Origin of the sequence: Marinomonas sp. CT5 (assembly GCF_018336975.1) — a bacterium.
Taxonomy (GTDB): domain Bacteria; phylum Pseudomonadota; class Gammaproteobacteria; order Pseudomonadales; family Marinomonadaceae; genus Marinomonas.
The window spans coordinates 2,412,765-2,426,551 of record NZ_CP025572.1 but is presented as its reverse complement, the minus strand read 5'-3'; the positions used below and the strand labels follow the sequence as shown (position 1 = coordinate 2,426,551).

Sequence of the window (13,787 nt, the reverse complement as noted above, 5' to 3'; positions counted from 1 at the left end):
TTTGATCATGGCCCTTGGAAAGGATTAAACCAGTATTTGATTAAGTTTGTGTGACAGGTTCGTTTTATCGACCTATAAATATAAATCACTTATTTATGGGGAATTTGTAGTAATTACCCAAGAAGGGTGGTCTGCTTTATTTTTTCAAGAGCCACTTTAAGTTCAGATAAGCTAACTGAGCCGAGCGCAATTCGTAAAGCATGAGGTGTGCTTCCTGATGTACTAAAAGGCTCGGCTGTCGATACGGAAATATGTTGCTGATTTAATGCTGCCACTACTTTATCTGCTCTCATTTCTTCGGGCAAAGGTAGCCATAAAAAGTAGGAAGATGGGTGACTGATATAAGAAAATTCTTTTAGTATGCTCTTGGCAATGGCTTGTCTTTGTTTTGCATCACGGCGTTTTTCATTTTCGAGTTCTTCAACCGTACCATCCAGAATCCAATTGCAAACTAAAGCCGTGATGAGTGAAGGGGTATTCCAAGTTGTCACACGAATACTTCGCTCTATTTTTGATACATATTTTTCAGGAGCAATAATAAAGCCCATACGCAACCCCGTCGCGACGTTTTTCGAGAAACCAGAAACGTACATTGTGTTTTCAGGGGACAATGCGGCCATGGGAGGAGGGGGATTGTCTGCCAAATAAGCATAGGCAGCGTCTTCTATGATCAGTAGATTATAGTGCTTGGCAATAGAGGCAAGTTGCTCCCTCCATTTTTTATTCATTACCCAACCCATGGGGTTGTGCAGTGTGGGCATTGAGTAAACGGCTCGTACTTTTCTTGTTTTGCAAATCTCAATTAAAGCATCTAAGTTCGGACCATTTTTTGTTACTGGAATGGCAACTAACTCAATGTGATAGGCTTCTGCCAACACTTTTAAACCAGAATAGGTGATTGCATCAACGGCCACGACATCACCAGGAGTGAATTGTGACATTAGAATACAAGATAAGCCGTGTTGTGCTCCGCTAACAATCAATACTTGCTCTGCATTTACAATAAGCCCACGTGATAAAAGATAATTTGCAATGATGGCTCTTTCATGGGGCCTTCCTGCATGTGGTTGATAGCGTAGCAATGCCTCTAAATCGCCTGTTAAAGCCAGTTGGCGAAGTGCTTTTCTGAATATCTCTGTTTGTTTGGGTAGTGTCGGATAATTGAAGTTAAGGTCTAACGTATTATTCTGAACAAGAGATTGATCAACTCCATGACCAAAAGGCACTGCGCTGTCTCTTACGAAAGTACCACGTCCCGTTTCGCCAATTACTAAACCCATTTTTTCAAGTTCAGTGTAGATACGAGAAGCAGTGACAAGAGCTAATCTTTCTCGCTTCGCTAGCTCTCTGTGGGTGGGTAGTCGTACACCTGGCTGAAGTTTCCCTGAGCGAATATCCGCTGCAATACGGTCAACTAGAACTTTGTATCGAGCTTTCGGCATTCTATTGTATCCATGACAATAATTTAATCGTCATGAGCATATGGCGTAGTATGGTTTTTTTCAACATAACAAAAGAGTGTATTTGATGATGAAGATATCCATCTTAACTTTCGATGGCTTTAATGAGTTGGACTCATTTATCGCGCTTGGTATTTTGAACAGAGTAAAAAATAAAGGCTGGAAGGTATCTATTGCCTGTCCAACTAAACAAATTAAGTCGATGAATGGTGTTGTGATTGAGAGGCAGGCTTCGTTTGAAAGTTTATCCACTGCCGATGCTGTCATCATAGGGAGTGGGATAAAAACAAGAGAAGTGGCCGCTGACGCATCTATTATGGCGCAAATACAACTTGACCCAAGTCGTCAGGTCATTGGGGCCCAATGTTCTGGCGCTTTAGTGTTAGCTAAGCTGGGATTATTGGACGATGTTCCTGCTTGTACCGATATAACAACCTTACCATGGGTAAAAGAGGCTGGCGTTGAAGTGCTAAATCAAGCTTTTTTTGCCAAGGGAAATATAGCTACTGCTGGTGGCTGCTTGGCTTCACATTATCTTGCTGCTTGGGTTATTGCTAAGTTAGACAGTATTAAAGAAGCACAAGATGCCATTGACTATGTTGCTCCTGTCGGAGAAAAAGAAGAATATGTATGTCATGTTATGCAACATATTTCCCCGTATTTATAGGTTTTCGTAATGACTGTGTCAGTTTATAGAGCCTAACAGTGCACAGATAAGGTTAAAATGTGCATCTGTGCTTTGGGTGTTGTTCTTATCTTTGGGGCTCAATAGAATCAAGTAACGCTTTTATTCGTCTTGTAATCTTTTTTGAAAGCACATAAAAGATTACAAGCCAGTCTTTACATTTACATAGAACAAAAAGAAGGTTCGCATGAAGAAAGTTTTCTTGAAAAGACTGCAGTCTCTTACTGCGATTCTTGTGTTAAATACGGTGCCCTTTAGTTTTGCCCAAACTGACACCAGTGTTAGTCGTTATGATGTGGAAGTAATACAAGCTAACGTTCTTACGGATGATAGAAAAAATATTTCTAAGAACACAGATTCACAAAAAGATTCTTTGAAGCAATTATATTTTGATAACTCGCTAGCTTATATTCAAAAGCACACAGAGCAAACGGCTAGCTATCAGCATCAAGTGGCTTTGGCGCTGGTGGAAGAGGCCTACCAAGATGATTATGATACTTTATTGGATCAGTATGAGCGCGAATTAGAAAACGCAGTGGCCAGTAACGATCAAGGTGGAATAGAGAATGCAAAAAGCAAGATTGAAAGCCAGTTGCAGGATTTAAAAACGATGCGACTTAAAAAAATTGCTGAGTTTAACCAGCAGTTTGGTATGTCATCATCATTTAGCCATACCTAAACAAATAACGAGCCTTCATGCCTTCGAATCAAGACAGCATCAATTTTGTTATTATACGTCGGCAATTTGATTTTCGTGGTATAGAAATGGGAAGGTGGGTTACGCCAGAGGAAAGAGACCGAGCAGCGGTTAATTTCCAACAGGCATTAGAGGATTTAATGTCTGTATTGCATGGTCCGGAGTTACTGATTTCACTTAGAGGTACTCTTGGTCTTCAATATGGAAAAGGTGGGCGACCTGGCGTTGCTGCTCACTATGTTCCTGCGACAAGGCAGTTGTCTTTAGCTAAAAATGCTGGTGCTGGTAGTCTTGCTCATGAATGGTTCCATGCATTTGATCATTATATGGGTGAAAAGATGTTCCAACATGTCTCTTCTTCCCGGTTTGCTTCTGAATGTTGGTTGAATAGTGCTGAAATAAAATTATCTCGTAACCAATCTCCCCATCCATTGAGCTTGTTGTTAATCGAATGTTTCAAATCCATTATGCTAAATGAGCGAGGAGATGAGCCAAGCGATATGTTTCAAGTTTCTCGTTTGACTGATCAAAAACTTAAAGTCGTCTATTACTCCAAACCAGAAGAGATGGCTGCAAGAGCCTTTGAAGCTTTCGTTGAAGACACAAAGCCTACTAGTACTTTTTTAGTAAAAGGAAGCCGCTTTTCTGATGAAGCCAAATTGGGTCTTTACCCTCAAGGCGAACAACGACTCAGGATCAAACAAGCTTTCCATAATTATTTTAGTTTGCTGGGTTACTACTTAACCTGACAGTATTTTTTTGCTTTCCTATCTTTTGAAAAATGTATTTCAAGTATTCGTTTTTAAAGAAATTTTCGTGCTGGAAAGAAAATATTATCAAGGATTTATAAGTTAAACTTGATAAGCTTGGTGCTGCCAAATAGGTTTTAGTATATACAAAAGGTCTGGTTATTGATTTTAAAATCAATAACATTAAGGCCAGAGCGATTGTTGATGAATAGCTGGCCTACCAGCTTTTAGGTAAACCATGTAACTGTGCATGGTGGTCCATTTCCTTCGACTTCTGATAGTCGTACCACGTCTGTCGGTAGTGCTGCTATTACTCGTTTTCTAAGGCCAGTATGTTATCAAGCTGAAAGGGGTGGGTATTTCACTCCCTTCTTTTCTTGGAAAGAATAAATGTGCTTTAAAACCTTCCTTTTGTAAGTAATTATTTATTTGCAAATACAGTTACGACCTTTGCTCTTAGCCTGATACATTAAGTTATCAGCACGTTTTAATAGCTCACCTTGGTTGTCATTGGGTGTGCTCTGAGCTATGCCGGCACTAAATGTAACTGCTCCATGTATTAAAGGCGTTTTGCTAAATATATCTGCAGCTTGACGAATTATTTGATAGGAATCATCAGCCGATAGAGGAAGCAGAAGAACGAACTCTTCCCCGCCAAGTCTAATAGCGAAACCTTTATTATCTATCGCGATATCCTTTAATAACGATGAAAAAGTTCGCAAGATATCATCTCCATAATTGTGCCCCCATTGGTCATTTTGTTTTTTAAAATGATCTAAATCCAATAAGGCTAAGCTGAAAATTCGGTCTTGTGTTTTCCATAATGAATATTGCTTATCTAATATTCTGCGATTATATAGTTCAGTAAGAGAATCTCTTTCTGATAAGTCGCGTAATTTCTTGGATAGTTGCTCTGCTTTATTTCTTTCTAGTTTGAATCTGGTGGATAAGCTTTCCATCATGGCGATCAAAAAAAGACCAATAATGATGAAGGTAATTGTTAGATCAATTTGTTTCTGTGTTTCTGTGGCATATTGAAAAATAATATCGGGGTATTTCTTTTCAATTAGAATTAATGGGATAGGAATGATGATGCAAAAAAATTGCCCGATACGACGATAGATTCCAAGGTCTTTGAATGAAACAGAGATGTAAATAAGTAAGCCAAGATCAACAAAATAGGTAGGGCCATTTGATCCTGCATTGCCTATCCAGTTTGCGGGTATTGATACCAACAAAATAATAGCGATGAATGCAATTCTCATCTTTTTGAATTGGTTTCGCCAGCGAGATAGATACCAAATGACAAAAATTAAAAGAGCTAAAACAAGCTGAAAGTAGATGCTGTATATGCCAGCTAGTTCGAGATAGTAGTTCGCTATAGCGGCGTAGATATACAACATCATACCCACAAGTAATATTGCGTGATGTGTGTACTCAAATGGATTGTCTTTATTCCCAAGTAACCATTCTAATACTTTCTTCAAATAGTATTTGTACATTTTATTTGCTCACAACATAGTGTTTTTATTGTAAATAAAACATAAGTGGCGTTCGATAGAAGAATTGAAACGAAAGGTGTCTGTACGTGACTTTTGTATTAAAACGGTTACATGAGGGTCAAATGGTTTGTTATTTGAATTATTTGGAAAGTGTCTCTGTGTTTATTGGGCTAAATTTTAAAATCAATAAACCGAAGAAAGCGATAGCAGCACCTAGCCAAATGGTCATTGTTAGTGGATAGCCGAACGATAATGCTGTTCCTGCTGTAAAGCTACCAAACATAATACCTAAAGTTATCATTGAGGCATGCAGTGTGTTGATAAATGCACGACCACCTTGAGGTAATTCCATTAATCGACTGACCATAGCAGGGTTTAGGCTTACGCCACATAATCCGAGTAGCAATGTGCAGGTTATTGCTAGCCAATGATAATCATTGAAAAAGGCAAACATACACAGATTGATAATTAGAAAACTAATACCTATCACGAGCGTTTTTCTTGTATTTTTAGCTGCCATTTTAGCAACCAAATTGTTTCCGATGAGCATAATTCCACCGTATACAAAGAGAATTAATGTGATGCTGTTTTGAGATATTCTAGATGTTTCATTGAGAATAGGGACGATATAGCTAAAAGGAGCGTATACGGCACCAATGATACAAAAACTGGTGCAAAACACCCACCAAAGACGAGCATCAAAGACAGCACCTAATTCTTTTTTAAGAGGTTGTGGTGGTTCAGGAGGAAGATTGGGTAGGGTCAAGTATGTCAATAAAGCACTGATACTTGCCAGACCAACAACAAGGAAAAAACTGGTTTGCCAGTTGCTGTATTCAGACACGACTTTAGCCAGCGGCAAGCCTATGATGGTGCCAAGCATAATGCCTGCTAGTACCGTTGATATAGCTTTCAGTTTGCTATCTGAATTGACAAGTCGAGCTGCTAAACCAATAGAAACGCCAAAAAACGCACCTGAAACCATGCCTGTTATAGATCGAGCGATAACTAGTTGGCTAAAAGTATTCGAAAGGCCGCCAAGTAACTCGCCTAAAATAAAAATGATATAGAGCATCATCAAGGTATTTTTAACGGCTAATCTAGAAACTAATATGGCCAATATAGGGCCGCCAATGGCCATACTAGCAGCAAAAATAGAGACTAAATATCCTGCCTGAGCTATGCTGATTGTCAACGTTGCCGCTAGCTGTTCTATCATCCCTAATACTTGTAGTTCGCAACTGATCATAATGAAAATGCCAAAACTCAGCATATAAACACTAATGGGTAGTGGTGTTCGCATATCTCTCTCCAACATTGTTTTAAGTTGTGAGATTATCTTTAATGATTTAAGTTTAATAAATATAATTAAATCATTTTAGTAATGAATAAAATCATGGAATACGATCTTAATGCTGTAAGGCAGTTTATTAAAGTAGCTGAAAATCTGAGTTTTACTGTTGCAGCTCAACAATTAGATGTGACTCAATCTGGTATCTCTAGAGCAGTAAATCGATTGGAATCCCAGCTAGGTCTTCGCCTATTGCACCGTAATACGCGTAATTTAAAGTTGACGGCAGATGGCGAGTTATTTTTAGAGCGTGTACAGCCGTTGGTTTGTGGCCTTGAGGAGGCGCATCAAGAGTTGCTGGAATATGGGCTTGAACCTATAGGTCGCTTAAAAGTTAGTGCTCCATCAGCTTTTGGTCGGGCTGTTGTTATGCCTATTGTTGCTAAATTATTGGATGAGTACCCGCAGCTGACCATAGAGTTGGTGTTAACTGATCGAATAGTTGATCTGGTAGGAGAAGGGTTTGATGCTGTCATTCGTAGCGGAAATATTCAGGATAGTAGAGTGATTGCGCGGCCCCTTAAAGCTGCTGGCTGGGTGACAGTTGCATCACCAAAATACCTTAATACTTATGGCTTTCCAAAGACGTTAGAGGAATTGCCTGCACATAATTGTATGCAAGTTAGAAATCCAGTTACTGGTCAATTATTTCCTTGGACATTTCGGAATAATGAGAGGGATACAGACTTTCCCATTAGAGGAAGCTTAGTTGTTGATCATGGAGACCCTTTAATAGAAGCTGCGTTATTAAGTATTGGTATGGCGCAATTGATGACCTTTTTTGTAGAAGGTTATTTGAAGGACGGGTTGTTGACGCCAGTTTTAAATGAATATGCTCGATCATCGACGCCTTTGACACTTCTCTATCCATCCGCTCGACATCGATCAGCCAAGTTAATGATGTTTCGTGATGCGTTGCTTGAGCACTGGGGTGGGCAAGAATAAATAAAATTGAATCTATATAATAAATATGATCATAGATTTGCGACATTTATCTTTGGTCTTGAGTTTCCCTTAGTTGCTTTATACGCAGCTAAAAAAGGCGAATCATTGCTGATTCGCCTTTTTTGGTTCTAGTACTTTTTTAGAAGCTCCGAAGATTAGCTTTCGTAGCTGTCTATTGGCGGGCATTCACAGAATAGGTTGCGGTCGCCGTAGACGTTGTCGATACGGCCAACAGGTGGCCAGTATTTACGAGCCTTGATCCAATTAAGTGGATAAGCCGCTTCTTTGCGAGAATAAGCGTGATTCCACTCCATGTCTAGGAGGCTGTCTGCGGTATGTGGAGCATTGACTAGCGGGTTGTCTTCTAGTGGCCATTCACCAGCTTGCACCTTGCTGATTTCTCCGCGAATCTGAATCATGGCATCACAGAAGCGGTCTAGTTCTTCTAAATTTTCAGATTCCGTCGGTTCGATCATTAACGTGCCCGCAACAGGGAAGGACATGGTTGGTGCGTGGAAACCGAAGTCCATCAAGCGTTTAGCGATGTCTTCTTCACTGATGCCTGATTCTGCTTTTAATGGTCGAATGTCGATAATACATTCGTGTGCCACAGTGCCGTTTTTGCCTGTATAAAGAACAGGGTAATGCTCGCCTAGTCGCTTAGCGATGTAGTTAGCATTCAAAATCGCATTGAAAGTTGCATCTCGTAAGCCTTTGTCGCCCATCATTTTGATGTACATCCAAGTGATTACAAGAATGCTCGCACTGCCATAGGGCGCTGCGGATACCGCGCCATGTTGTTCAAGCATTCCCATAACTGGTGCAACAGCATGGCCAGGTAGGAAAGGAGCAAGGTGAGATTTAACACCGATTGGACCCATGCCTGGGCCGCCACCGCCATGTGGAATACAGAATGTTTTGTGTAGGTTAAGGTGAGAAACATCGCCACCAAAGGTGCCTGGAGGTGCAACGCCCACAAGGGCATTTAAGTTGGCACCATCAATGTAGACCTGACCGCCGAATTTATGAACGATGTCACACACTTCACGAATGTGTTCTTCGAATACACCGTGAGTAGACGGATAAGTCGCCATGATGCAGCTAAGTTGTGTAGCATGTTTTTCTGCCTTTTCCGCAAGATCAACCAAATCGATATTGCCGTTTTCGTCGCACTTAACAATAACAACTTTCATGCCTGCTAATGCGGCAGAGGCTGGGTTTGTGCCATGAGCAGAGCTTGGAATCAAACAGACATCACGGTCATGATCACCACGAGATTTATGATATTTGTCGATAGCAATAAGGCCCGCATATTCACCTTGTGCGCCAGAGTTTGGCTGTAAAGAAACCGTGTCGTAACCAGTTGCTTTTGAGAGCATTTCGATAAGCTCTTGCAGCAAGGCTTGATAACCAGTTACTTGATTACTTGGAGTGAATGGGTGAATACGGCCAAATTCAGCCCAAGTAACAGGAATCATTTCTGATGCAGCATTTAGCTTCATGGTGCAAGAACCAAGAGGGATCATGCTCTGGTTTAAGGCAATATCTTTCACTTCTAGCTGGTGTAAGTAACGCATCAATTCTGTTTCACTGTGATGGCTGTTAAATACGGGATGAGTAAGTATGTCATCTTGGCGCAGCATGGAAGTATCAAAACCAAATGAGGTTTCGGTGTTAGCAATATCTTTTAGTGACAGCTCGGCGCCAAAGCATTCGGCCAAATCCATAAGGTCATTCGGCGTAGTGGTCTCGTTCAACGAAATAGATACTTGGCTATCAGACACTTTGTAGAAGTTCATTAACTTCGCAGCGCCTTTTGTCATGATGTCGTCTGTTTGTTCGCCAGTGTTAATGATAAGGGTATCGAAGTAATTAACATTAGTAGAAAAACCTTGCTCTTGAATGGCCTTAGCAAAGCAATTCGTTAATGCGGCAATACGAGTAGCAATCTTTTTAAGACCAGCCGGACCATGATACACAGCATAAAAACCAGCCATCATAGCCAGTAGTGCCTGAGCAGTACAAATGTTCGAAGTCGCTTTTTCGCGACGAATGTGCTGTTCGCGAGTTTGCATTGCCATGCGGAGTGCTGGCTTGCCATGGCTATCTTTTGAAACACCTATAACACGGCCTGGCATGGAGCGTTTAAAAGCGTCTTTGGTCGCCAAGAAAGCGGCGTGAGGTCCACCAAAGCCCATTGGGACGCCAAAGCGTTGTGCTGAGCCGAAAACAATGTCAGCTCCCATTTCACCTGGTGATTTTAATAAAACAAGAGAAAGCAAATCCACTGCAACACTTACTAAAGCACCTTGCTCATGTGCCAGCGCAATGGCTTGAGTTAAATCAATAACTGTGCCGTCAATACCAGGGTATTGGAAAATGGCACCAAATACATCATATTGAGAGAAGTTGTTGATATCATCAACTACAACTTGGATTTCCAATAGTTCGGCACGCGTTTTAATGACATCTATTGTTTGTGGTAAGCAATGGTTAGCAACAAATAGTGTATCGCTTTTTTTGCGATTCGAACGCTTCATCAAAGTCATCGCTTCGGCTGCGGATGTCGCTTCGTCTAGCAGCGAGGCGTTAGATATTTCCATACCTGTTAGGTCGATGATGACTTGCTGGAAGTTTAATAGAGCTTCCAAGCGACCTTGAGATATTTCCGGTTGATAGGGGGTGTACGCTGTATACCAGCCAGGATTTTCCAGTAGGTTGCGTAAAATAGGTGATGGTACATGAGTATCGTGATACCCCATACCAATAAACGATCGTGCTACTTTGTTTTGGGTGGCAATCGCTTTTAGCTCTACAAGTGCATCACTTTCGCTAACTGGATTGGCTGAAAGGTCTAGATTTGCTTGACGAATGGCTTCTGGAACCGTTTTTTCGATGAGTTCTGGTAGGCTGTCTATGCCAATTGCCGCCAACATTTTGGCTTGTTCTGATTCATCAGGGCCAATGTGGCGAGCAATAAATTCATCATTGTTTAGCAAATCGTGAATGCACGAGGTCATGTTTCAATCACCTATAAAGATAAAGATCTGAGGGGTAGGCTCTCATCATAATGAAGTAGGAGAGCCTAGAGTTGGAACTATGTAGCGCTGGAATTATGCGATCGCGGCCGCGTAGCCCGCAGAATCAAGTAATTTATCAAGATCAGCTTCGTTGCTTAGCTTGATTTTGGCAATCCAAGCACCTTCATAAGGCGTTTCATTAATAAGTTCTGGAGAGTCATTTAGCGTGTCATTGACTTCAACTACTGTGCCATTTACTGGTGCATAAATATCGGAAGCAGCTTTTACGGACTCGACAAGAGAAAATTGTTCAGTTGCTGTCACTTCAGAGTCTATCTCTGGTAGTTCAACATAAACAACATCGCCGAGTAGGTCTTGTGCATGATCGGTAATACCAACAGTAACAGTGCCATCACCATTATCTAGAACCCATTCATGTGAGTCAGCGTATTTTAGATTTTCTGGTATAGTGCTCATTTTATTTATGCCTCTTTAAAAAATACCCAAGGAGATTGCTCCTTGGGTATGTGATTTTAGCGGTAAAGTGGGAAGCGTTTACAAAGCTCTTTTACTTCTGCAAGTACACGAGCTTCTACTTCAGGGTTGCCTTCAGGCATTTCAACTAAACCGTCAAGTACGTCACTGATAAGATGACCTACTTTTTGGAACTCTTCAATACCAAAACCACGGGATGTTGCTGCTGGTGTACCCAAACGAATACCAGAAGTTACCATTGGTTTTTCAGTGTCGAATGGAATGCCGTTTTTATTACAAGTTATGCCGGCACGCTCAAGAGCTGCATCTGCGGCATTACCTTTCAATCCTTTAGGACGTAGGTCAACCAACATTAAGTGTGTATCAGTACCACCTGTAACAATGTCACAACCACGCTCAACCATCACTTCTGCAAGTGCTTTGGCGTTAGCAACTACTTGTTTAATATAGTCGGCAAATTCAGGCTTTAGCGCTTCTCCGAAAGCAACCGCTTTACCTGCAATGACATGCATCAATGGACCACCTTGGTAGCCTGGGAATACGGCAGAGTTGATTTTCTTACCAAGATCTACATCGTTGGAAAGGATCATGCCGCCACGAGGACCACGAAGTGTTTTATGTGTTGTTGTTGTAACAACATGAGCGTGTGGTAGTGGTGAAGGATGAGCGCCCGTTGCAACAAGGCCAGCAATGTGAGCCATATCAACAAACAGGTAAGCGCCAACTTTATCAGCAATTTCACGGAAACGTTTGAAATCAATTTGACGAGGAATCGCTGAACCACCTGCGATAATCATTTTTGGCTTGCACTCTAAGGCTTGTGCTTCAATGGCATCGTAATCAATTAGTAGTGTTTCAGGGTTTACTTCGTATTGTACTGCGTTAAACCACTTACCCGACTGAGCCGGTGCAGCGCCATGAGTCAAGTGACCACCAGAAGACAATGACATACCCATAATAGTGTCGCCAGGTTGAAGTAATGCCAACATTACCGCGCCGTTTGCTTGCGCACCTGAGTGAGGTTGTACGTTTGCAAACTCACAATTGAATAGCTTCTTAGCACGATCAATAGCAAGTTGTTCAGTTACGTCAACTGCTTCACAGCCACCGTAATAACGGCGGTGAGGGTAGCCTTCTGCGTATTTATTAGTTAGCACGGAGCCCTGAGCTTCCAAAACGGCTTTTGAAGTGATGTTTTCAGAAGCGATTAATTCAATGCCAGTTTCTTGGCGCTCTTGTTCTTCAACGATTGTTGCAAAAAGCTCTTGATCTCGTTCAGCTAGGTTTTGGCTGAAAAAGGCTTCGGTGTTAGCCATTGGAAATTCCTCTTATATAAACATGTATGCCTAAAGACATTAAGTCTTTGCGTATAATAACACTAAGGCAGTCTAGGGTGATGAAAAAAGATCATCTTTCTAAGAGCGTCAGTCATTGTTCGTTTTACGTCATGTCTGCTTATAATAATCAAAAAGTTTCCAATTGGAAACAGCAAAGCAAGAGTAATCTGAAAGATTCATTGCTGAAAAAGCTGACCGATTAGTTAGTTTTATCTAGATAATTACGGTGTTTTGTAGCAAATATTGATGAATATCTCTGCTAAATGCTTGTCAAATCCTGCTGCTTTTAGATACTCTGTTTCCGATTGGAAACAATGTTCTCATTATTTTAATAAGGTTTTCGTTATGAAACGTACTGCTTTACGTGATCTACATGTTGCTTCTGGCGCTAGAATGGTTGAATTTGCTGGCTATGAAATGCCTGTTCAGTATCCGCTGGGAGTAATGAAAGAACATTTGTGGACACGTGAAAGTGTCGGTTTGTTTGATGTTTCTCATATGGGGCAGGTTTTATTGCGCGGTGAGCATGTCAAAACTGCACTTGAAACCATCTTACCTGTTGACGTATTAGGGTTGGAAGAGGGAATGCAACGCTATGGAATGTTTACTACCGAACAAGGCGGCATTACAGATGACTTGATGTTTGCTAACTGGGGAAATGAAATCTTTATGGTAGTGAATGCCGGCTGCAAGGATCAAGATTTTGATTATTTAAAGTCTTCTCTTGTCGGTTGCGATGTTGAAGTCATTGAGGATAGGTCGTTGTTGGCTATTCAAGGTCCAAAAGCACGTGATGTTTTTGCTCGAATGGTACCGGACGTTTTGGCAATGACTTTCATGCAAAGCCAAAAATTTGAATGGCAAGGTGTTGAACTTTGGGTTAGTTGTTCTGGTTATACAGGGGAAGATGGTTACGAGGTTTCTGTACCAAATCACAATGCTGAAGCTTTTGTTAATGCTTTGTTAGCTTACGATGAAGTTGAATGGATTGGCCTTGGTGCGCGTGATTCATTACGCTTAGAGGCTGGGTTGTGTTTATATGGTCATGATATCGATACCGGTACAACGCCTGTTGAAGCCTCTTTAAATTGGGCTATTCAGAAAGTTCGTCGGTTAGGCGGTGAACGTGAAGCTGGCTTTAAAGGTGCAGAAAAGATATTGCCTCAGTTTGTAGAAAAGCCTGCAAGAAAACGTGTTGGCTTTTTAGTTGATGGACGTGCACCCGTTCGTGAAAGTGTGGAAATAGTTAATAGCACTGGAGATGTTAAAGGTGTTGTGACTAGTGGTGGTTTTTCGCCAACACTTTCTCAGCCTATTGTGATGGCTTATGTCTCTTCGCAGAGCTTAGATGTTGAGGAGTCACTTTTTGCTCTCGTTAGAGGTAAAAGTATTCCGTTAACACGAACAGCAATGCCTTTTGTTCCTTCTCGTTATTTCAGAGGGTAATTGGCTGCCATTCTGCCTTTTATGGTAAAGCAGCTTTAAGCAAACCATTGGGTGCGTTACGTGAAGATTTGTTCTTTGCGTAGCGCATTTTTGCTTCTTA

The 13,787-nt window shown here is 41.2% G+C and carries 11 protein-coding genes; 5 read left to right on the top strand and 6 right to left on the bottom strand.

The window, feature by feature from the left end:
- Positions 1-113: 113 nt before the first annotated feature.
- Positions 114-1,442, bottom strand: a complete 1,329-nt coding sequence (locus tag C0J08_RS11420) for an aminotransferase-like domain-containing protein (protein ID WP_212652100.1) — start codon at positions 1,440-1,442, stop codon at positions 114-116.
- 85 nt (positions 1,443-1,527) lie between these two features.
- Between C0J08_RS11420 and C0J08_RS11415 the strand changes: the two genes are divergently transcribed.
- From C0J08_RS11415 to C0J08_RS11405, 3 genes are all read left to right on the top strand, one after another.
- Entirely contained in the window at positions 1,528-2,127 is a 600-nt protein-coding gene (locus C0J08_RS11415; protein ID WP_249344244.1) for a DJ-1/PfpI family protein, read from the top strand.
- Between the two features lie 205 nt (positions 2,128-2,332).
- Positions 2,333-2,824 carry a hypothetical protein gene (locus C0J08_RS11410; RefSeq protein WP_212652099.1) on the top strand — a complete coding sequence of 164 codons (492 nt, stop codon included), beginning with the start codon at positions 2,333-2,335 and terminating at the stop codon, positions 2,822-2,824.
- Positions 2,825-2,841: 17 nt separating this feature from the next.
- Complete coding sequence (locus tag C0J08_RS11405) at positions 2,842-3,591, top strand: CLCA_X family protein (protein ID WP_212652098.1); 750 nt, start codon at positions 2,842-2,844, stop codon at positions 3,589-3,591.
- A gap of 425 nt (positions 3,592-4,016) precedes the next feature.
- Here C0J08_RS11405 and C0J08_RS11400 read toward each other — a convergent pair whose 3' ends face one another.
- On the bottom strand, positions 4,017-5,093 hold the full coding sequence (locus tag C0J08_RS11400) for a GGDEF domain-containing protein (protein WP_212652097.1): 1,077 nt from the start codon (positions 5,091-5,093) through the stop codon (positions 4,017-4,019).
- A 139-nt stretch (positions 5,094-5,232) separates the two neighbouring features.
- The gene (locus C0J08_RS11395; protein WP_212652096.1) at positions 5,233-6,396 is read right to left on the bottom strand and encodes an MFS transporter; all 1,164 of its coding nucleotides are present in this window, start codon (positions 6,394-6,396) and stop codon (positions 5,233-5,235) included.
- 93 nt (positions 6,397-6,489) lie between these two features.
- On the opposite strand from C0J08_RS11395, the gene C0J08_RS11390 reads away from it, so the two are divergent.
- Entirely contained in the window at positions 6,490-7,389 is a 900-nt protein-coding gene (locus C0J08_RS11390; protein ID WP_249344242.1) for a LysR family transcriptional regulator, read from the top strand.
- Positions 7,390-7,544: 155 nt separating this feature from the next.
- On the opposite strand, the gene gcvP is transcribed toward C0J08_RS11390, so the two are convergent.
- From gcvP to glyA, 3 genes are all read right to left on the bottom strand, one after another.
- Positions 7,545-10,409, bottom strand: coding sequence for an aminomethyl-transferring glycine dehydrogenase (gene gcvP, locus C0J08_RS11385; RefSeq protein ID WP_212652094.1), 2,865 nt, complete (start codon positions 10,407-10,409; stop codon positions 7,545-7,547).
- A 93-nt stretch (positions 10,410-10,502) separates the two neighbouring features.
- Positions 10,503-10,886 carry a glycine cleavage system protein GcvH gene (gene gcvH / locus C0J08_RS11380; protein WP_212652093.1) on the bottom strand — a complete coding sequence of 128 codons (384 nt, stop codon included), beginning with the start codon at positions 10,884-10,886 and terminating at the stop codon, positions 10,503-10,505.
- Between the two features lie 56 nt (positions 10,887-10,942).
- The gene (gene glyA, locus C0J08_RS11375) at positions 10,943-12,220 is read right to left on the bottom strand and encodes a serine hydroxymethyltransferase (RefSeq protein ID WP_212652092.1); all 1,278 of its coding nucleotides are present in this window, start codon (positions 12,218-12,220) and stop codon (positions 10,943-10,945) included.
- Positions 12,221-12,586: 366 nt separating this feature from the next.
- Between glyA and gcvT the strand changes: the two genes are divergently transcribed.
- Positions 12,587-13,687, top strand: a complete 1,101-nt coding sequence (gcvT, locus tag C0J08_RS11370; RefSeq protein WP_212652091.1) for a glycine cleavage system aminomethyltransferase GcvT — start codon at positions 12,587-12,589, stop codon at positions 13,685-13,687.
- The last annotated feature ends 100 nt before the right edge of the window (positions 13,688-13,787 follow it).